The sequence below is a fragment of the Vibrio ponticus genome, from assembly GCF_009938225.1.
In the GTDB taxonomy this organism is placed as follows: domain Bacteria; phylum Pseudomonadota; class Gammaproteobacteria; order Enterobacterales; family Vibrionaceae; genus Vibrio; species Vibrio ponticus.
The window spans coordinates 994,560-1,015,775 of record NZ_AP019657.1; the positions used below are offsets into that span (position 1 = coordinate 994,560).

Annotated in this window: 16 protein-coding genes and 1 pseudogene; 14 read left to right on the plus strand and 3 right to left on the minus strand. The window is 43.3% G+C overall.

What is annotated here, in order from left to right; translation table 11 throughout:
- Positions 1–118: 118 nt before the first annotated feature.
- The gene (locus GZN30_RS04445) at positions 119–1,027 is read right to left on the minus strand and encodes a glucosaminidase domain-containing protein (RefSeq protein WP_075649869.1); all 909 of its coding nucleotides are present in this window, start codon (positions 1,025–1,027) and stop codon (positions 119–121) included.
- A 457-nt stretch (positions 1,028–1,484) separates the two neighbouring features.
- On the opposite strand from GZN30_RS04445, the gene GZN30_RS04450 reads away from it, so the two are divergent.
- Positions 1,485–2,693: a NupC/NupG family nucleoside CNT transporter gene (locus GZN30_RS04450; RefSeq protein ID WP_075649868.1), complete on the plus strand. Its 1,209-nt coding sequence runs from the start codon at positions 1,485–1,487 to the stop codon at positions 2,691–2,693.
- Between the two features lie 140 nt (positions 2,694–2,833).
- On the plus strand, positions 2,834–4,027 hold the full coding sequence (locus GZN30_RS04455; RefSeq protein WP_083627258.1) for an ISL3 family transposase: 1,194 nt from the start codon (positions 2,834–2,836) through the stop codon (positions 4,025–4,027).
- Between the two features lie 71 nt (positions 4,028–4,098).
- Here GZN30_RS04455 and GZN30_RS04460 read toward each other — a convergent pair whose 3' ends face one another.
- Entirely contained in the window at positions 4,099–4,824 is a 726-nt protein-coding gene (locus tag GZN30_RS04460) for an alpha/beta hydrolase (RefSeq protein WP_075652540.1), read from the minus strand.
- Between the two features lie 201 nt (positions 4,825–5,025).
- On the opposite strand from GZN30_RS04460, the gene GZN30_RS04465 reads away from it, so the two are divergent.
- From GZN30_RS04465 to GZN30_RS04495, 7 genes are all read left to right on the plus strand, one after another.
- Positions 5,026–5,895, plus strand: coding sequence for a MurR/RpiR family transcriptional regulator (locus GZN30_RS04465; RefSeq protein ID WP_075652541.1), 870 nt, complete (start codon positions 5,026–5,028; stop codon positions 5,893–5,895).
- A 209-nt stretch (positions 5,896–6,104) separates the two neighbouring features.
- Positions 6,105–6,791: an N-acetylmannosamine-6-phosphate 2-epimerase gene (locus tag GZN30_RS04470; RefSeq protein WP_123781897.1), complete on the plus strand. Its 687-nt coding sequence runs from the start codon at positions 6,105–6,107 to the stop codon at positions 6,789–6,791.
- A 2-nt stretch (positions 6,792–6,793) separates the two neighbouring features.
- A complete protein-coding gene (locus GZN30_RS04475) occupies positions 6,794–7,681 on the plus strand; it encodes an N-acetylmannosamine kinase (RefSeq protein ID WP_075652543.1) in 888 nt (295 codons plus the stop codon).
- Positions 7,654–8,160 carry an N-acetylneuraminate anomerase gene (gene nanQ / locus GZN30_RS04480; protein WP_161987029.1) on the plus strand — a complete coding sequence of 169 codons (507 nt, stop codon included), beginning with the start codon at positions 7,654–7,656 and terminating at the stop codon, positions 8,158–8,160. Before GZN30_RS04475 ends, nanQ begins: the two co-directional genes overlap by 28 nt.
- 16 nt (positions 8,161–8,176) lie before the next feature.
- Positions 8,177–9,493, plus strand: coding sequence for an MFS transporter (locus GZN30_RS04485; RefSeq protein WP_075652545.1), 1,317 nt, complete (start codon positions 8,177–8,179; stop codon positions 9,491–9,493).
- A gap of 82 nt (positions 9,494–9,575) precedes the next feature.
- Positions 9,576–10,682: a Gfo/Idh/MocA family protein gene (locus GZN30_RS04490; protein ID WP_075652546.1), complete on the plus strand. Its 1,107-nt coding sequence runs from the start codon at positions 9,576–9,578 to the stop codon at positions 10,680–10,682.
- 119 nt (positions 10,683–10,801) lie between these two features.
- The gene (locus GZN30_RS04495) at positions 10,802–12,874 is read left to right on the plus strand and encodes a sialidase family protein (protein ID WP_075652547.1); all 2,073 of its coding nucleotides are present in this window, start codon (positions 10,802–10,804) and stop codon (positions 12,872–12,874) included.
- A 105-nt stretch (positions 12,875–12,979) separates the two neighbouring features.
- Here GZN30_RS04495 and GZN30_RS04500 read toward each other — a convergent pair.
- A pseudogene (locus GZN30_RS04500) lies at positions 12,980–13,237 on the minus strand (DUF2301 domain-containing membrane protein); the annotation flags it as partial.
- 214 nt (positions 13,238–13,451) lie between these two features.
- Here GZN30_RS04500 and GZN30_RS04505 point away from each other — a divergent pair.
- The 5 genes from GZN30_RS04505 to GZN30_RS04525 all read left to right on the plus strand — a co-directional run bounded on the left by GZN30_RS04505 (position 13,452) and on the right by GZN30_RS04525 (position 21,170).
- Entirely contained in the window at positions 13,452–15,176 is a 1,725-nt protein-coding gene (locus GZN30_RS04505; protein WP_083627243.1) for a sensor histidine kinase, read from the plus strand.
- Entirely contained in the window at positions 15,160–16,554 is a 1,395-nt protein-coding gene (locus tag GZN30_RS04510) for a sigma-54-dependent transcriptional regulator (protein WP_197739795.1), read from the plus strand. The genes GZN30_RS04505 and GZN30_RS04510 overlap by 17 nt, the downstream gene beginning before the upstream one ends.
- Positions 16,551–17,777, plus strand: coding sequence for an ABC transporter substrate-binding protein (locus tag GZN30_RS04515; protein WP_075652550.1), 1,227 nt, complete (start codon positions 16,551–16,553; stop codon positions 17,775–17,777). Before GZN30_RS04510 ends, GZN30_RS04515 begins: the two co-directional genes overlap by 4 nt.
- A 342-nt stretch (positions 17,778–18,119) precedes the next feature.
- Positions 18,120–19,490: a solute carrier family 23 protein gene (locus GZN30_RS04520; RefSeq protein WP_075652483.1), complete on the plus strand. Its 1,371-nt coding sequence runs from the start codon at positions 18,120–18,122 to the stop codon at positions 19,488–19,490.
- A 54-nt stretch (positions 19,491–19,544) separates the two neighbouring features.
- Positions 19,545–21,170: an acyl-CoA synthetase gene (locus GZN30_RS04525; RefSeq protein ID WP_075652484.1), complete on the plus strand. Its 1,626-nt coding sequence runs from the start codon at positions 19,545–19,547 to the stop codon at positions 21,168–21,170.
- Positions 21,171–21,216 lie beyond the last annotated feature (46 nt).

Below are 21,216 nucleotides of genomic sequence, written 5' to 3' on the forward strand. Positions count from 1 at the left end.
ACTTTAACCTGTTTAATGTAAAAGGGGCGTATCTATTTGAGATACGCCCCTTATTTTATTGTCAGCTCTAAACCACCGCCTAGGACGGTGGTGATTGTTTTAGAGAGAGATGAAATCATTAATGGCGAAAGCGGATGACTTCGGAGTTAGCCGTCTCTAGTGTTACATGGTCGAAGCTGTCTAAGTGATGGCGTTTAATCAGCGCACGTAAGTTGTCGACATAGGATTCACCGCGGGTTGAGTAATGGGCAAGCGCAGCGACTAACTCATAACCGTTAAGGTTATTTTGCATGCGAAGGTTTTGGCGCATGTGCCACAACTCTTGGTATGCGCGAGTGGTATTTAGGTTGTGCATATAACTTGCGGTACCAGCATAAAGATTATCAAACGCAGCAACTTTGACATGACCACCTGGTGTGGTGAGGTATTTACCGCCATGGGCAGGGAGATGTTCACCGTACAAGCTATTGCCTTGAACCGCAAAATGGCTGGTTCCCCAACCACTTTCATCAATACCTTGAGCCAGCACCATTCCGACAGGAATGATATCAACATGCAGTAGAAGATCATGGATATCGTTGGATTTCACATCATAGGAGATCATAAGCTGTTTAAGCCAAGCTTGTTCCTGTGCGGTCCAGTGGGTGCGCGGTTTTTGCGCTAACTGTTTTATCTCAGCGCGTACTTCAAGGATCTGATCGTTAACGGCTTTAATGGTTGGTAGCAGCAGACGAATAAACCCTGACGTTTTCTGTTCAACCGGGAGAGCATTTAAGTCTTTTGGTAAGTTTTCGATGAAATAGCTTGGCAGTTTCTTGCTTGTCGCGACTTGGTCGAGTTGATAATGGTTATGCGCAAAATTAGTGATGAGTTGCTTGGCTGAGTTGAGTTCAGTGATTTGCTCAGTTGGGTACGGGTGCGCAATTTGCTCAGGAGAAAGAGGTAAAGATGTTGAGGCATGAGCCGAAACTGAGAGCAGTGCCAGAAGGCCAAAGGTTGTAAAGCGAGAAAGTGTTAATGAGGACATTCAGGTTTCTCCATAATGTCAGGTAAATCCGCTTTGTGTATGCAAAATAAGCAGGATTAATGTGCTACTAGTATACGGTCTGATATTCGGTTAGAGCCAGCGATCAAAATCAAACATTAAGTTTGCATGCTTTATGTAAAAAATTGGTTGTTTTTTGACTAAACGATTCTCCAACTGGCAAATTTAACAAAAGTGATCATTGTCACAGTGAAATCGAGTCACTATACTCCGCGCTCGACTGGGAACGAAAACGTTTACCTGGTCGGCTTTCAATCAGCTGCAAAATGGAAACTTGCCCCAAGGAACAGGGCCCAGCGTAACTGTGAGCGTTTACGGGCCATAAATCCGCTACCGGGCAAGATAACATTTTTTTGATGTTACCTGCGCGTGTGCGCGTCTGATTTTTGGTTCCGCCTTAATACAGATATTTAGCACAGATACATAGCAAGGTAACAAAATGCAAATCATCTACAGCTTGGCTGGCATTTTCGCGATTTTAGCGTGCGCATTCGCACTTTCAGAAAGTCGCAAAAACATCAATTGGCGCACTGTTTTAGGCGCATTCGCACTTCAGGCAGGTTTTGCCGCACTGGTTCTTTATTTCCCTCTTGGTCAATCTCTACTTGGCTCTATCAGTAATGGTGTATCGGGCATTCTGGCATTTGCTGACGAAGGCATTGGCTTTGTGTTTGGTGAGCTAGCAACAGGCAGTTTTATTTTCGCAATTCGCGTTCTTCCTCTGATTATCTTCCTTTCTGCGATCATTTCTCTACTTTACTACCTAGGTATCATGCAAAAACTAATCTTAGTGATTGGTGGTGCGATTGCTCGCGCGCTGGGTACGTCAAAAGTGGAGTCATTGGCTGCAACGAGTAACATTTTCCTATCAATGAGCGAAGCATCACTAATTGTACGTCCTTTCTTAGCTAAGATGACTCGTTCGGAACTGTTTGCGGTTATCGTGGGTGGTATGGCATCAGTAGCGGGTTCGGTACTGGGTGGTTATGCAGCTCTAGGTGTAGAACTAAAATACCTAATTGCAGCAAGCTTCATGGCGGCTCCAGGCGGTCTACTAATGGCTAAAATGATGGTGCCGGAGCGTGAAGCTTCAGCAGCACAAGATGAAATTGAGCTAGAAAAGAGCACCGATAGTAATATTATTGATGCGCTTGCTTCAGGTGCAATGAACGGTGTGCGTGTTGCTGTTGCGGTGGGTACGATGTTGATCGCGTTTGTCAGTGTGATTGCTATGGTGAACGCTGGTTTTGAAATGGTAGGCGAACTTGTTGGCGTGCAAAACCTAACTCTGCAAACCATTTTCGGTTACCTATTTGCACCGTTAGCGCTATTTGCTGGTATCCCAATGGATGAAGTATTCGCGGCGGCAGCACTTATCGGTCAAAAGACGGTACTGAACGAGTTCGTGGCATTCCTAGATTTCGTTGCAGTGAAAGAGACGCTATCTGCTCACAGCCAAATCATCATCACTTTTGCTCTGTGTGGTTTTGCTAACATCGGTTCTATCGCAATCCAACTAGGTTCGATTGGTGCTATGGCGCCAGAACGTCGCCATGACGTAGCGAAACTGGGTGTACGCGCAGTAACTGCCGCGACACTAGCAAACATGATGAGTGCAGCACTAGCGGGTCTATTTATCGCGCTGTAATGAAAATTAAAATAGATCGTTAAGGCAGAGCAATCTGCCTTTTTTTTGGTTCATCGCGGATAAGCGGGAACTCAAAACAAAAACGGTAGTAAGTGATAGAGTTTTATCGCCAAACAAAACCTACACAAACTACCGTTTTCATGCCGAATCATACTTTCCTATCTTCGTTCTGGGAAGGCTTTCATGTAGCAAAGTCTCATCAGACAGAATCACTTATTACACTCACCCTTAAACCTAACTCTCTCGCTAGATGTCCCTGTGGACTTCACGCTCAAGCAATACATGAGTACCAATGGCGCAACGTGAAAGACGCAACACTGCTTGGAATATCTGTTGAGTTACTTGTTCAAACTCGACGAGTTAGGTGTAGTAAATGTGGCATTAAAACAGAGCTGTTATCTTGGTTAGAGCCTTATTCTCGCATCACTAATCGCTTACGAAGCTATATCGAACAGCTACTGCCACTTTTGCCCATTAAGCATATCGCACAAATCACTGGTGTTCATTGGCACACAATTAAAGAGATAGATAAGCGTCGACTTCAACAAGTGGTACCGCAAGTTAAATGGAGCGAATTAAGGCAACTCGTTATGGACGAGTTCGCCATTTTTAAGGGACATCGTTATGCCACTGTCATTGCTGATGCAAAGACTCATCAGGTTATCTGGATAGGTATAGGTCGTAGTCGTAAGGACATTCGACCGTTCTTCGAGCGGTTAGGCGAATATGGTAAAAATATCGAGGCGGTAGCAATGGATATGAATACTGCTTTTGACCTTGAAGTCCAAGAGCACTGCCCAAATGCACGTATCGTTTATGATTTGTTCCATGTTGTGGCTAAGTTCGGTCGTGAGGTCATAGATAGAGTCCGAGTCGATCAAGCCAATAAGCTAAAGCATGATAAAAAAGCGAGACAATGGGTCAAGCGTTCTCGTTGGGTATTATTGAAAAATAGAGATAATTTAAACACACAACAGGAGAGCTATCTCACTGAAATATTGAAGATAAATCAGGACTTGATGACTACCTATGTACTGGGAGCGCAATTAAAGGAACTCTGGCGTTGTGAGTCTGAACTTCAGGCAAAAAACTTATGGAAGGTATGGTGGGAGCAAGTGAATGAGAGCGGGATAAAGCCATTAAAAGAGTTTGCTAGAAAGCTTCTTCCTTACCTTCATGGTATTACCGCTTCAGCCATTTATCCGTTGAATACGTGCACTCTTGAAGGGATAAACAACAAAATAAAGTTAATCAAGCGGATGGGTTATGGTTATCGAGATACCGATTATTTCTTCTTAAAGATAAAAGCGGCTTTCCCCGGAAAGCCGCGATGAACCTTTTTTTTCACTCTAATGAAGAGTGAAAACTATTCAGAATGTATCGATCGTAAATCACATCTTGAGTTTTAGAGTTGCTCCATATTACTTTGGATGATGTTTTTCATTGTTTGCCAGTATTCACCTTCTTCCAGTGGCAGCATACTAAAATGTCCACATTTTTCGAGTAACAGTAGTTCTACATCCCACAAATCTGCATAATGAGTTGCCATAGAGTAGGGGACGGTTTGATCTTCCAGCCCGTGTATCACTGTAAGGTGCGTTTCTCCATGACCGCGTGCCACCGGGTTAGCGAATGGCATTTTTTTTAAGTCATGATTCAGAAGTTTTTTCACTTGAATCGGTTCATTAAGTAACTCATATTGTGCGAGATCTAGCACGCCTGAGATAGATATTGCTCGTTTTGGAGCGATGCTGAGGTTTTCGCCAAGTAACCAGCAAGCAAGGTGAGCTCCAGCAGAGTGCCCAACGAGGAGGATTCGGTCTAGGTCAAGGTTATGGTGAGTAAGCTTGGTTAAGTACTCATAGCCTTGTTTAATGTCACTTAGAATTGTTTCGAGACTAATTTCTCCTGTTTCGGGAATACCGCGGTATTCTAGGTCCCAAATTGCGAAGCTTCTATTAAACTCGTCGACGATGAATTTAGTAGGGTAAATATCAAGAGTATTTTTATCCTTCCAATAGCCACCATGTATGACCACTATTATAGGTAATGGGGTAGTAGAGTCTGGTATGGACAACTGTCCAAATTGTTTTTCATGTTTACCATAAAACAGTTTGATTTTTTCACTCATAAAAGAAGTCCAACTACTATTTTTAAGTGATGTATGAAGTTAAGCTTCAATTTAGTGTAAAGAGACTGTTTCGCAAATTGTTCACGTTAAATCTGTGAAGTTAGAAGTTGAATATGTTGCGATTTGTGAAGGAATACTTCATTTGACTACGGTGTTACGTTAGTATCTCTGCAAGACTAATTAGGAAAATGGAAAATACTCATGGGAGAGAAGAGAATAAAAACGAATATTGGCGCGATTATCGCGACAATTGGTAGTGTCTACGAAAGCCTATCTCCTGCGCAGAAAAAAATTGCTGATTTCGTATTGGAATCTCCCAGTGAAGCTGTTGAGCTCTCGGTATCTGAACTCTCTAAAGTTACTGATTCAAGCGATGCTTCTATTATCCGATTTTGTCGCTATATCGGCTTTAAAGGTTTGAAGGATTTCAAGGCTAGCTTAGGTATAGAAGTCGCGAAGCTAAATTACGACAATTCAATTCTGGATACCAATATAGAACCTGAGGATGAGTCTAGTGTTGTTGCGATGAAACTAAAATCGCGCTTGGATAATGTGATTTCTGAAACCATCAACCTGCTGAACTTTAGTGAGTTAGACAAGGTTGTTGAGGCGATAAGTAACGCAAACACCTTTGCAGCAATTGGAATTGGTTCATCGGGTATTACGGCTGCTCAAGTCAAGCACAAGTTTATGCGTATCGGCATGAATGTAGATGCTTTCTTTGATGGTCATAATATGTCTATGAAAGCGGCTTTGATGGGACCGGGAGATGTACTGCTAGGCATTTCCCACTCAGGGGTAACCAGTGAACTGATTAAGTCATTTAAAATTGCAAAAGGAAATGGAGTAACTACGGTTGCAATAACGCACAACCCGAGATCTCCGTTAGCAAAACACGCAGATTTTGTCCTGATAAATGGCAATCGACAGAGTCAACTGCAAGGAGACTCTATCGGAACAAAAATCGCACAATTGTTCGTAGTTGATCTAATTTACAGCGTATTAGTTAAAACTGATATGACTGGGAAAATGGATATGAAATCGAAAACTATTAAAGTAGTTGTGAAGTAAAATTTCGTACCTACCGTAAAACAGGGAAGCGCAATGCTTCCCTTTATCTTCATTACCAAAGCTTGTCTAAATCTCATTTATCTGCCTTTTTGATCATTACGCTTGTGATGTTGTTCAATTATTCATCAACTTCATGTTGAAGTAAAACTCCATAAGATCTATTGTGAATGTAAGTTTACTTTTGAGTAAAAATTATGGAGTTTTACTTTATGAAGGAAAACATCTTATCTCAACTTAGACGTGGTTTTGTATCTTCTTGTCAACCAGTGGATGGCAGCCCTATGGATACCCCTGAGATCATAGCGGCAATGGCAAAAGCTAGTGAAGATGGCGGCGCCGCTGGATTGCGTATAGAAGGCATTGCAAACCTTAAGGCGGTAGTAAAGGTAGTATCGATTCCTATTATCGGCATTGTGAAACGTGACCTTACTGACTTTCCAATAAGAATTACTCCTTATCTTACCGATGTGGTCGATCTTGCTAAAGCGGGTGCCTCGATCATTGCTTTTGATGGAACAGATAGAGCGCGTCCGGATAACATCAAAAATATCATTGATACAATTCATCATCATGGCTGCATAGCAATGGCTGATTGTTCTACCGTTGAAGAAGCCCTCGCTTGTTCTGAGTTAGGTGCAGATATTATTGGTACAACTTTGTCGGGATATTGTGGTGAATATACTCCTATCGAGCCTGACTTTGAGTTTGTAGAGACCATTAGCAAAATGGATATGTTCGTGATGGCAGAAGGGCGCTATAACTCACCAATACTTGCCGAAAAAGCGATTTTATCTGGTGCTGACTGTGTGACTATTGGCTCAGCAATTACCAGAATTGAACATATTTGTGATTGGTTTAATCGTAGTGTTAATAATGCGCGCCTATTGAAGGTGTAATCATGACAGTTTGGTTATCGATAGATATTGGCGGAACTAAGATATCGGCAGCAAAGATATTTAATAATCAAATTGTTGAAAATAAGGAGTTACAAACTCCAAAAACAAATGGCTCGCATCAAATAATAAAAGATGTATTGGTTAATCTAATATCAAAGTATAAAGGTGATGTTGAGTATTGTTCTATTGCAACTGCAGGAGTTGTTGTTGCAGGAAGAGTTAGAGCAATGAGCGCTAATAATCTTTGGGGACATAAATTCTTTGATTTAAAGACATTGGTAGAGGGTATTTTAAATGTTCCCACTTATATTATCAATGATGCTCAAGCTGCAGCCTATTGTGAATATATTAAAAGTGATCGAAAAGGAGATATGGGATTTATTACAGTCTCAACTGGTGTCGGAGGTGGATTAGTCATTAATGGTCAATTGCTGACAGGCTGTAATGGAGTAGCTGGTCACATTGGGCACAGTCAAATTTCTTATGACGGTGTTGCGAAGCGTTGCAAGTGCGGTCGAGACAATTGCCTTGAAGTAATAGCTTCAGGTACAGCGATAGCGATGGCTATGGAGAAAGAGACTAATCACATATGTACTGCTAAAGACGTTTTTGAGCGTTATCGTTTGGGAGACGAAGTAGCGAAAAGGATTATTGAAATGTCAGCGAGTTCGGTCGCTGATGCTATCGCGGATCTCAAGGTTGTACTTGATTTGGAATATATTGTCATTGGCGGAAGTGTTGGATTGGCTGAAGGTTATGTTGAACTAATTCAACTCAGGCTAAGCCAACTACCAGAGATATATCAAATATCAGTAACAACAGCAGTATGTCGTCATTCATCAGGTCTGCTTGGAGCATACCTTTGGGCAAAAAACATTCAGATGAGGTAAGTATGATTCTTGGTGATTTAAATGACAAAAATCTAAAGTACACTATTCCAAGTAATATTTGGAGCGCATTGAAATTCGTAAGAGATAATGACCTTAGTATTTTGGATGATGGTCGTTATGAGATTGATGGTGATAAAATTTATATCAATGTCATGACAGTAAAAACGGTTTGTAAAAACTCAAAAAACTTCGAAATTCATCGTGATTATGCAGATGTTCAAATTTTAATTCATGGTCAAGAATGTATGGAATTTGCATCAATTACAGAACGTTGCGAGGTTATGTCTGATTACGATGGTAACAACGATTTTCAATCTGTTGTTCCTTTATCAAATATATCTACTCTAAATTTAAAACCAAATATGTTTGCTGTTTTTTATCCTAATGAGCCTCATAAGCCGACTTGTAATATAGATGAGGAGAGAACGGTGAAAAAAGCGGTAATCAAAGTACACACTAGTTATTTACGGAAAAATTAACTTAAGGGGCTTTATTATGTTTGCGTGGTATAAAGAGGTTACATCACCACAGAAGAAGGCAATATTCTCAGCTTGGCTTGGGTATGTCTTTGATGGTTTTGATTTCATGCTTATTTTCTACATTATGTATCTGATCAAACCGGAATTAGGTTTAACGGATATGGAAGGTGCGTTTTTATCAACTGCAGCCTTTATTGGTCGCCCTCTGGGTGGTGCAATATTTGGCTTATTGGCAGATCGATATGGACGTAAGCCTCTTATGATGTGGGCAATTGTCGCTTATTCAGTTGGTACAGGTTTAAGTGGCATTGCGGTGAGTGGTTTAACGTTAGCATTAGCCCGTTTCATAGTTGGTATGGGTATGGCTGGTGAATACGCTTGTGCTTCAACTTATGCTGTAGAAAGCTTTCCAAAACACCTTAAAGCAAAGGCAAGTGCGTTCCTAGTCAGTGGATTCGGGGTTGGTAATATCATCGCAGCGTACTTTATGCCTGCGTTTGCCGAAGCGTTTGGTTGGCGCATGGCGTTTTTTGTCGGTCTAACACCAATTCTGCTCGTACTTTACATTCGTTCTAAAGCTCCAGAATCTCAAGAGTGGGAAGCTGCTCGAATTAAGCGTGAAGCAACCGGGGAAGCTCCGGAATATCAAGGTTTCTTGTCGGTATTGTGGGGGGCATTAAAAGGATTATTTAACCCTATACAGCTACCACTAACACTAGTCGTTTTCATCGTACTCTTCTCAATTTTCGGTGCGAACTGGCCAATCTTCGGTTTATTACCAACGTATATGGCGGGTGTAGGCTTTGAAACTGCAGTGATTTCACAGCTTATGACGGCTGCAGCATTTGGTACGGTCGCGGGTAACATTACTTGGGGACTACTTGCTGACCGATTTGGGTTGAAAAAGACGTTTGTTTTCGGCTTATTATCATCGTTTTTCTTCATAATTCCTCTGTTTATGATCCCAGAAGGTAATAACTTCTTACTTGGTTTGTGCTTGTTTGGTTTGATGTTCACAAACGTCGGTGTAGGCGGCTTGATGCCTAAATTTATCTACGATTACTTCCCGCTTGAAGTTCGTGGTTTAGGTACGGGCTTGATTTATAACTTAGCCGCTACATCTGGCACTTTTAACTCTATGGCAGCGACCTATATTGGTATGACTTATGGATTGGGAACCGCTTTGACCTTTGTGGTTTCATTCTGGACATTTACTCTCGTTAGCATCGTGGGTCTAGGTATTCCTGATTGGCTGCTAGTGCGCGCGAATAAGAAACGTGCGGCTCGTGCTAAACAGCAACCAGAAGTAACTTTGGAATCTGCAGAAGTATAGAAATAGTTGAATCACAACCATCAGGCTGTACACGAAAGTACAGCCTGAACTCCAATATTTCAATTTTAGAAGGATAATGAAAATGACTCGATACGGTGTGGTTGGTACTGGTTATTTTGGAGCAGAGCTTGCTCGCTTTATGCAGCGCATAGAAGGCGCAGAGATTGTTGCTATTTATGATCCTGAAAATGCGGGACCGATTGCAGAAGAATTGAATTGTATCGCGACAGCTTGTTTAGAAGACCTAGTTACTCGCGATGATATCGATTGTGTTATTGTCGCTTCGCCAAATAATGCACATAAAGAACCGGTACTTGCTGCTGCGAGAAATGGCAAACACGTTTTTTGTGAAAAGCCAATAGCCCTAAATTACCAAGATTGCAGTGAAATGGTACAAGCCTGTAAAGATGCAGGTGTGAAGTTTATGGCGGGTCATGTGATGAACTTTTTCAATGGGGTTCGTCATGCTAAGCAATTGATTAAAGATGGTGTGATTGGTGAGGTGCTCTCTTGTCATACCAAGCGAAATGGTTGGGAAGACGAACAGCCAACTATTTCGTGGAAGAAAATGCGCAATATCTCAGGCGGGCACTTGTATCACCATATACACGAATTAGATTGTGTTCAGTTTTTGATGGGGGGAGCGCCAGAAAAAGTCACGATGACGGCAGGCAATCTTGCTCATAAAGGACCAGGTTTTGGCGATGAAGATGACATGTTGTTTTTAAATCTTGAATTTGCAGATGGACGTTTTGCAACGCTAGAGTGGGGGGGCGCATTCCACTGGCCTGAACATTATGTTTTGATCCAAGGCTCAAAAGGTGCCATTAAGATCGACATGCAGGAAACGGCAGGAACACTTCGTCTTAACGGAAAGAATGAGCATTTCCTCGTACACCAGAGTCAAGAAGAAGATGATGACCGTCGAGCTGGTAACATGAGTAGTGAGATGGATGGTGCGATTGCTTACGGTAAACCAGGTAAAAAAACACCAATGTGGCTGTCGTCTGTAATGAAGCTTGAGATGCAGTATTTACATGATTTATTGAATGGGATGAAGCCCACTGAAGAGTTTGTTGCTTTGATAACAGGTGAAGCTGCTACATCGGTGATCGCAACAGCCGATGCTGCAACCAAATCCCGCTTTGAAGATCGAAAAGTGCGTCTCTCAGAGGTATTAGGTCACTAATTAAAGTATTTGAGGTCAGCATTGCTGACCTTTTTTTTGAAATATAGATTGCTGTCGTTTTATGCGAACGACTTTCTTTTGTCTGCCCTAATAATCAAATATCGATACTTGAGGTTAAAATGAAAGCAAACGCAATACTTCCTGTCGTACTCGTTCTGTCAGCTATGATCCCAACGACTCAAGCTGATGAAGTAAGTAGTTATCTAGATCATAAATTTAGTCAGTTACAACAGGCTGAAGACGCCCAAAATCAGCGTAACCAGTCAGTGCCGCTTTATCAGGCGGCAAGCGTAATAATTAACAATCCCTCTGACGCAATTGCATTACCTAGTAATGTCGTAGAGCAAGTAAAAACATTAGACTCAATGACATTAGTCGCCAAAATTAATCCGCAGATTGACGGTTTCCACTCTATTTTTGGTGCAAGTGATAGTCGTTCAGGCTACCCGAATAATCACTTTCATGTATATGTGTCTGATTTGAAGTTGGGCTTTGAGATCCGTCGCCAGAGAGGAGGTGATATCCACAAAGCGAGCAAAGTGGATATTAACTTGCTTAATGGTACGGACAATATTGTCGCTTTTTCCGCTTCTCCACAAACAGGTTACAAGTTGTTTCTTAACGGTGAGAAGATCCTTGATGTCCCAACGCCCTCAAACTATGGACTGATTTCGGATATCCCTGGAATTAATAACGCACAAATTGGCCGAACTATTCGTTATAATGCCAATAGTTATGACTATGTCGGTGATATTGATTTAATTGAGCTTTACAACGTAGCACTAGACGATGAAACCCTACGAAGTAAGACGTTTCTTGATGTTTCAGATCGGGCTCCCGTGCAGAGTTTTAAATTGTATGACAAAGAAGAATGGAATACCGCTGCATTCCGGATTCCAGCGATGATTCGTACTGCACAAAACACCATCATTACTGCTGCTGATATCCGTTACGGTGACAGTAATGATTCTCCTAATAATATTGACGTAGGGATCCGTCGGAGTTCCGATAATGGGCTTACTTGGAGTGAGCCAGAGGTGATATTGGCATTCGATGATTACCCTAGTGTGCCATCGAGCCAGATTACAGATAGTGCGTCATACATAGATTCAGTGATTGTAGAAGGGCATGAAAATCGTATTTTCTTGTTTGCCGATGCGTTTAAAGGCGGGATTGGTCAAGCTAATTCTACTTCTGGCACGGGGTATCGCGTCATAGATGGTCAGCAATATCTTTCATTAACGAGCACGAATCAACCGGCAATACAGTACTACCTTGGTCATGACGATCGTGTCTATACCTTAGATGGAAATGCGACAAGTTATACTGTAGGCGATGGTTTTACATTGTTTGAAGATGGTATTGAGGTGAGTAATATTTTCTACAAACGTTCACCATTGGTGGTTGATTCTACTTCATTTATTGTAATGATTTATTCGGATGATGAGGGAGCAACTTGGAGTCAGCCGGAAATTGTCAACGACCAGATTAAAACGTCTGATATGAAGTTCTTAGGTGTTTCACCAGGTGGAGCTATTACGATTAAAAACGGTGTTAATCAAGGTCGCATTTTGGTCCCAATTTATTACACTTCAACTCTCAACACGACCGAGTATGCTGCAGCGATGTACAGTGATGATAATGGAGTAAGCTGGAGGCTTGGCGAGTCACCGAATGATGGGCGTATCGGTGGGGCTGAAAAATTGCATGAAGCTCAGTTTGTTGAAATGCCTAACGGTCAGATCAAAATGTTTGCTCGCAGTGTGGGTAAAGCGGCGGTTGCAACAAGTCTCGATGGAGGTATCACTTGGCTTGATGATGTAGAGTACGACACTACTTTAGTGATGAGTAACACAACAGGATGTCAGTTATCCGTCATCAATTACTCAGGTTTTATTGATGGGCAACCAGCTGTGATCTTTAGTAACCCCGCAGCAACGAAACGTGCAAATGGCACTATTCGGGTTGGGTTGATAAATGAGAATGGTTTTTATGATAATGGCGAGCCTCGCTACACTTTCACTTGGAAGTATGCTCGAATCATCATGCCGGATGAATTTGCTTACTCTAATTTAACCGAATTAGAAAATGGAAACATTGCCATCCTTTATGAGGATAGTAATACTCGCTACAAACTATTCCATCTTATATACAGTGAGTTTACTTTAGATTCACTGAAGTTTTTACCATAAAGTGTCAGCAAATTAAAAGCGAACATCTGCCAAACACTACGAACCATAGTGTTTGGCAGTTATGCGATAACATCAAAAGAATCGGCGTTTTGCAACTCAATGCAATTACACTTCGTAATTAGCTTTAATGCCGATATCGAAGTGCAGTGGCATGCGCCATTTTTGATACGACAAATAACCAATAATTAAACTAGCAACAATCATGACGAGTGCCGCATACAAGGCTAAGTTTAGCCAAAGCAGTAGCACCGTACTGGCAAGTAACAGCGGGACGAGTTTTAATCCAACCACTTTAAAACAAAATGACTCTTTGAGCGCAATGCCAGAGAACGTAACAAACAGAAAGCCAAGAGATAGCCATACACTGCTTTTTCAATATACGACCATTCATTTCGCAATTCACTTAGTTGTTTATTTAGGCTGACGACGTGACGAGTGACCCAGTTAGATGTTCGACATAAGTCTTGTTAACGGTATGTTTACAATATGCTAATGTAAACCATGAACCTGCATAGAACATTTATCAAATAATAATTAAGCAGGAGAGAACCCTAACTTAAGCTTGCTAGGCGGCGCTATGGCTTACACCAGTAGACAATCGATCCGGTTTTGGAAAAATAGCCTCGTTAGACGCTTTTTTCTCTTATCGCTGTTGGTGGCGAGCCTACCATTATTAGTCACGATAGTGGTGTATGATCGATTAACCGCCGGATTGGTTGCAGAGATGGCAAGAGAGCGATCACAGCAAGATCTTTTGCAGACCCAAAACAGTATTTATCACTACAGTCGTCAGCATCTGCATGCCTTAGAAGCACTGTCTGAACTACCTGAAATCACAGGGCTATTCCAACCAGGAGAGCGTTTTCAGCACTCCTCAACCACATTAAGTCTGATTCATTTTGATATTGACCGACCGGAAATCTATGGGGCGCTGTTTTTCGATTCTAATTGGCAATTAATTAATGCGTTGCCTGGGCAAAGCGCCAGCGGTTATCCCTATTGGGGGCGTGGTGAGTTTGATATTTCCGCCTTGAGTAAGCAGAGGTTTGCTTCCGCTTATTTAATCGGCCCACAAATGGCTACGCCAGGGAAGTCGGCTTGGTATCTAATGGCGCAGCCCGTCTATGCATCAGGTAACCGCCAGCAGTTGGTTGGCTATCTGGCCTTTCAGTTACGTCTTGCCAGCTTAACCTATTATCTGTCCGTTGGTGATTATGATGACACCATGCTTTGTCCATTTTCTAGCACCAATGAATCTTGCTTTGATGCGTTGGCCAGAGAGGTTGATAAACCAACTGTCATTGGAGAAGCAGAAGCCATAGTAGCCGATTGGCAACTGATTAGCTTTACGCGCAGCGAACCGCTGCTCGCGAGAGAGCATGAACGTTTGCTGGTATTGCTAATGGCGGTGTTGGTGCTCTCTTTAGTGACAACATTTTTTTATTTCTTAGTTAAAAGAGTGCGGCGTCGGATCGTCCCTTTGATCGACGTTGCCAATGCCGTATCAGCGGGCAACTGGGCGGTGAAAATTCCAGTTTCTGGCAATGATGAGATCTCTCTACTGGCTGGCGCATTCAATCGTATGACTACTCACTTAGACTCGTTAATGCTGGCTCGGGGGGAAGCAGAGCGCAAAGCGGTATGGGGTGAATTTGCAACTGGTATTGCCCACGAAATTCGTAATCCCTTGGCAACGATTAAAGTGTGCGTGCAAACTTTATCACAGGGCAAAGAAGAAGACCGAGAGCTACAGAGTTTGATGGTGGGTGAGATTGATCGTATCAATCAATTGATTTCCAGTTTGCTAAATTATGCTCGCCCACCGGATCCAGAAACGAAACAAGTGCAATTGGCGAATTTGATTCAACGGCTATCTTCGCTCATTGCCCCAATGGCAAAAGAGCGTGGGGTGATGGTTAAGCTAGATGACACTTGTTTGCAAAATCAGGTCTCTGTCGAAGCGGATGAAAATCAACTGCAACAGATAGTGATGAACCTGCTGATTAACGCGCTAGAGGCATCTGAGCCTGGCAGTGAAATTGAATTAAGCATTGTAGTGACAAACCACAGTATCTCTTTAGTGGTTACTGACCAAGGTTGTGGTATGTCAGAGCAGCAAATCGCGACGATTAGCCAGCCATTTTATACAACAAAAACCACCGGAACAGGTTTAGGTCTCTCGGTTTCACAGCGTCTTGCGGAGATGAACCACGCCGTTTTGGAATTCTACAGCCAGCCCGGGATGGGCACTGAGGCAATATTGAGGTTTGATAGGGAGTCTTTTTGTGAATCAAACAGCTGATCATGCTCTTGCTGAAATAAAACCCACGTTATTGATCATTGACGATGAAGTCGCGCTAACTCGTTCACTGCAAATCGCGTTACGTGACCCAGAGTTTCACGTCGAAATCGCACACAATGCGCAAGAAGGTTTGAGTAAAGCGAATGCGCTACGCCCGAGTGCAATTTTACTCGATTTACGATTACCAGATTGTGCAGATCTTAAGCCTCTGCAAAGGCTCAATACGATGCTGCCCGATAGTGCGGTATTTATGATGTCAGCACATGGAGATATAAAAACGGCCGTTGAAGCCGTCAAACAAGGGGCGAAGGATTTTATCACCAAACCCTTTGATGTGACCGAACTGAAAACACAGTTGAGTCCTTATCTCTCTCGACCAGAGCCGACCAAACAAGGTTTGATAGGACAAACATCGATTATGGCTAAGTTAGTCAGTGATCTTGTATTAGTGGCCAGAAGCCAAGCGCGAACCGTGTTACTGCTTGGCGATTCTGGGACGGGTAAAACCGTAGCGGCAAATGAATTGCATCGTCAGAGTGAACTTGCGGATAAGGCATTCGTTGAGGTGAACTGTGCAGCATTGCCAGAAAGTTTGCTTGAGTCGGAGCTATTTGGTGTAGAGAAAGGCGCGTTTACTGGGGCGAATACCTCACGTTCGGGTTTAATTGATAGTGCTGATGGGGGCACTCTGTTTTTGGATGAAGTGGGTGAATTAACCTTAGCTTTGCAAGCGAAATTGCTCTCATTTCTTGAGAGCCAGCGGTATCGCCCTGTAGGCTCGACTAAGGAGAAACAAGCGAATGTCAGAGTCATCACCGCGACTAATCGTGACTTAGCGACCGCAGTGGAAGAGGGGAGTTTTCGTGCTGATTTGTACTATCGCCTCAATGTGATGCCATTAACCTTGCCATCGCTCGCCCAAAGGGCGGATGACATTCCGTTGCTATTGGCGCATTTTGCCAAGCAATATGCCGGTAAGAGTGCGCCGATTGGTTTCCAGCCCGCAACGCTGCAACGACTTATTGATTACTCTTGGCCGGGTAATATTCGAGAGTTAAAGAACCTTGTAGAGCGCTTATCGGTGTTGTACAGCGGCGTATCGATAGACACGGATAAATTACCCGTTGAGTTTGGTGCGTTGGCATCATCGCAGCCTGTTTTAACAGCGGGATTATCCCAAGGTGCAGAAGTTCATAATGAGCCTTGTCATGACGAACGTTTAGAAGCAATCTCATCTCGTCTAGCTGATGAAGAGAAACAAGTGATTCTGCATGCTTTAGAGCAAAGTGGCGGACACAAGGGCAATGCTGCAAAGCTGCTTAATATTTCCCGTCATGCACTTAAACGGCGCTTGCAGAAGCTAGGAATAGAAGCATGAGTAAACGATTGACTTCTCTTACATTATTGGTCATTGGCTTACTGGTGAGCACCATGGCTCACAGTCAAATCGTACTGGGTGTGAGTAAGCAACAAGCGGATTTCGAAGTAGGGTGTATGTACCCTTTAACGGGTCCTTCTGCGCTGTGGGGAAACGACGCTGTAGTGGCATTGGCTATGGCACTGGAAGAGATCCATGCGTTACCTGACTCGCCAAAGATAAGGGTGTATGTAGCCGATACTATGGGTAAGCAGTTTCGTTCACGTGAAATCGCCACGGGCTTTGTCAATCAAGGGGTCGATGTGTTGTGTGGAGTGGTGAACTCCAATATTGCTTTAGAGGTTTCACAACTTGCCAAGCAGTACCAAATCTTGTTTTTGGGAGCCGGACATAGTTCAGCAAGATTAACCGAAGATGAGCGCCATGCTTGGTATTTCCACCTGAACAATGATGCTTCTCAGTCAAGTGATGCGGGTGCGCGTTACCTGCGTGATGTGAAGCCAACATTGGAGTGGCAGACCGTTTCTTATATTGGTCCAGATTACGAATATGGTCATCAGATTTGGCAGACGATGATGACCAGCCTTGACGCTTATAATGTTGAGTATCAAATTAAAGATGAGTTCTACAGTCTGCTAGGGGAGACCGACTATCGGTTATACATTGAAGCGTTGTTGGCGGACCCACCCGATGTGTTGATCAGTGGGCATTGGACTCGCGATTTAGTCAGTTTTTTAGAGCAAGCCGCGCGCTCCGGACTGCTTGATAACACTCACTTCGTTAATTTTGATACCGGCGGTGGTTATTTTGTCCTTTCGCGGTTGGGCGATATTTTACCCGAAGGCGTCGTTTTATCTGGGCGCTCACATGTGAACTGGCCTGATACCAAGCAGAATCGAGCTTATATTGAGGCATTTTTCCAGCGAACCAAACGCTTTCCCACCTTTATTGCCCAAGATGCTTACACGGTAATGAAAGTACTAGAAGCGGCTTGGTATCAGGCTGATCGAAAAAGTTTAGTTGGTTTGCATCAAGCATTGCCCGGCCTGAAAGTTTCTCTGCCCGAAGACCCTCAAGGTTTTCAGTCGTATATTGACCCTGTGACACACAAAATAATGCAGTATCAAGCGATTGGTACAACCCAACAAGTTGACGGCTTTTTCCCTGCCACGCGTATGCTTGGTGACTGGTATGCCTACCCACCATCTTCTTTGCCTGACTAGATACGTTGAGCGCTCTGAGCGCTAACCGCTCAAGTTAGTGAGCGATTGGCGCTCATAACAATCTCTCGATAGATAAAATACTGTCATTATTTACCTTTGTTTAACATTTTAGTTCTGGTCGTACCATATATAAATAAAACATTATCAATTATATTATTTAATTCATTTCAATTGCTTATGGGTTAATTGAAACGCAGTTGTTTTCATTGTGAATGTTTAAGTTTAATTGTTTTATACAAAAAATTAACACTGGCATCATGGTTGCTATTACAAGGTTGAGTTGCAATAAAAAACTTACTCACTGATACCTACAAGTAATACTAACTAAAAATAGGAGTACGCATGTCAGTCATTAAACGCTCTCATGGAAAAGAGCAGCCATACTGGCCCGCTGGACCTTTTAAGATTCGCTTGCCGTTTATTCACTACCGCTGGGAAATGGCGGAAACCATCCAAGGAATGATCATGTTTGTGGTCGGGATGGCAATGATTCCGTTACTCGAAAAATACCTCGGTCTACCTTATGACGTTGCGTTGGCGTATGTCGTAGTCTGTGGCATTGGCTTTATGCTGCCGAACTTACTCGGGGTGCCAATGGTTCCCGGTTGGATCACACCAGCGATTCCAGTGGTACTGCTGTTTTTAGGTAACTTTGAGCCAGGTCCAGAAGCTATTCGTGCGCTGGTGGGGCTACAACTGATTGTTACTGTGATCTTTTTCATACTAGGTATTACCCGCTTGGGCAGCAAATTGGTTGATCTTTTCCCTGATTCAATCAAAGCCGGTATTTTGATTGGTGCTGGTATTGCGGCGTTAACTGGTGAAATCAGTGAAGGCGGGCGATTAGCAAACACTCCGGTTTCCTTAATTATTGGTTTCTTAGTCACCGCGTATGTCCTTTTCTCTCTCAATTTTCGTGACTATGTAAATAATCATAAGTGGGCAAAAGTGATTGCTGGCTATGGCATGGTTCCAGGCACCTTAGTTGCGATGGGTGTTGGCTGGGCAGTCAGTGAGTATCCATTGCCGGATATTCAATTTGGTGTCTCTACGCCAGCATTTGGCGAGATGATTAATTATCTGCCATTTACGGTTGGTCTACCAAGTTTGGAAATGCTTTGGATGGCGATTCCTACTGCCTTGATTGCTTACGTTATCGCGTTTGGTGACATCATTGTCGGGAAAAGCCTGCTTGACCGTGTTGATCATTTGCGTCCAGATGAAGAAATTGAAGTCAACGTTGACCGAGTTCACTTAGTCACCGCACTGCGTAACTTAATTCACTCTTTCTTTGCTCCTTACCCAGGTTTAGCTGGGCCACTATTTACTGGTGCGATGGCGACAATCGCGGAGCGATACCGTCATGGTCGTAGTGCGATGGACAGTATTTACAGTGGCGCGGGTGTGTTCTGGATTGTTGGTTTTATCGCACTGTTTGCACTTCCTCTGATCACGCTATTTAAACCAGTATTGCCGATCGCGTTGTCTATCACGCTGCTGATCACCGGTTATCTGTGTATCTCTGTGGGTGTAGAGCAAGTTCGTAATGCGACTCAAATGGGCGTAGCAGGCACCATGGGTGTCGTGCTGGCCGTTTATGGCGCAGGTTACGGGTTATTGGCGGGTGTAGCGCTTTATTTCCTAATTGAGTACCGCCGTAAAAATGCGGAGCCAATGGAAGCCGAAGAGCCGATTGAAGTTCTCGAAGATTGATCAAGTAAGGAATGTTTTCGCCCGGTTTACGCCGGGCGCTAAGGAAGAATTGCTATGAGTAAACATAATATCTATCACATTGGTTTAGAAAAAACGCCAGCAAACTACGAAAGCCTCAGTCCGCTAAGTTTTTTAGAAAGGGCAGCGAGTGTTTATCCGAATTACACCGCAACGGTACACGGGAATATTCATAAAACTTGGCAAGAGACAGAAACTCGTTGTCGCAAGCTCGCATCCGCTTTGCAAAAGCAAGGGATTGGTGAAGGGGATACGGTGTCTGTGATTGCCCCGAACTTACCTGAACTGTTTGAGATGCACTTTGGTGTGCCTATGTCAGGAGCGGTGCTTAACGCCATAAATACCCGCTTGGATGCGGATGCGATTGCCTTTATTTTCCAGCATGCGGAAAGCAAAGTAGTTATTGTCGATAAAGAGTTTACCGAGGTGGTTAAGAAGGCGTTAAAGATGATCGCTCACCGACCACTGGTTATCTCAATTGATGACCCTCTGTATACCGAAGGCAGCCTGATCAGCGAGCTGACCTATGAAGAGTTTATTCTTGATGGTGATCCAGAGTATTCGTACTACCCACCAAGCGATGAGTGGCAAGCGATCTCACTAAATTACACCTCCGGTACAACGGGCAATCCTAAAGGGGTGGTTTACCACCATCGTGGCGCGCACTTAAATGCGGTGAGTAACATCATGTCATGGGATATGGGTTCACACCCAGTTTATCTTTGGACCTTACCTATGTTTCACTGTAACGGCTGGTGCTTCCCTTGGTCGATTGCAGCGGCGGCAGGTGTGAGTGTGAGTTTGCGCCACGTGCGTGCCGATGCGATTTTTGATTCGATCAAACAAAATAAAGTGACCCATTTCTGCGCCGCACCCATAGTGCTTAATATGATGAACAATGCTGATGTGGACTTAAAATCGGACATTCACCATCAGATTAAAGCAATGACCGCGGGTGCTGCGCCACCGGCCTCGGTTATCGAAGGTATGGAAGCATTAGGCATCGAAGTGACTCACGTTTATGGTTTAACGGAAACCTTTGGACCATGTGTAGTATGTGATTGGCAACGTGATTGGGATAGCCTTAACAATACTGAACGTGCCCGCATGAAAGCCCGTCAGGGTGTGCGTGCGCCTATGCAAGGCGAGTTAATGGTTGCCAACCCGATCACCATGGAGCCCGTAGCGAAAAATGGTCAAGAGATGGGGGAAATCTTCTTGCGCGGTAACATCGTGATGAAAGGTTATTTGAAAAACCCAAGTACATCCGATGAAGCATTAGCAGAAGGTTGGTTCCATACCGGTGACTTAGCGGTATGGCATCAAGACAACTACATTGAAATCAAAGACCGCTCTAAAGATATCATCATTTCGGGTGGTGAAAATATCTCGAGTATTGAGATTGAAGATGTCTTGTACCGTCACCAAGATGTGGAAGAGGTCGCAGTTATCGCCATGGCGGATGAAAAGTGGGGTGAAGTGCCTTGCGCATTCGTTAAAACCAAAAACGATATCGACCTGACTCAAGAAGAACTGATAGCATTTTGCCGCAGTCAAATGGCGCATTTTAAAGTGCCGAAGAAGTTCATCTTTACCGCATTACCAAAAACATCGACGGGTAAAGTCCAAAAATACGTCTTACGTGATCGTGTTAACGAGTAAGCAATGATATCTACTGCTCTAAGTTGTTAAGTTTGAAGCCACAGAA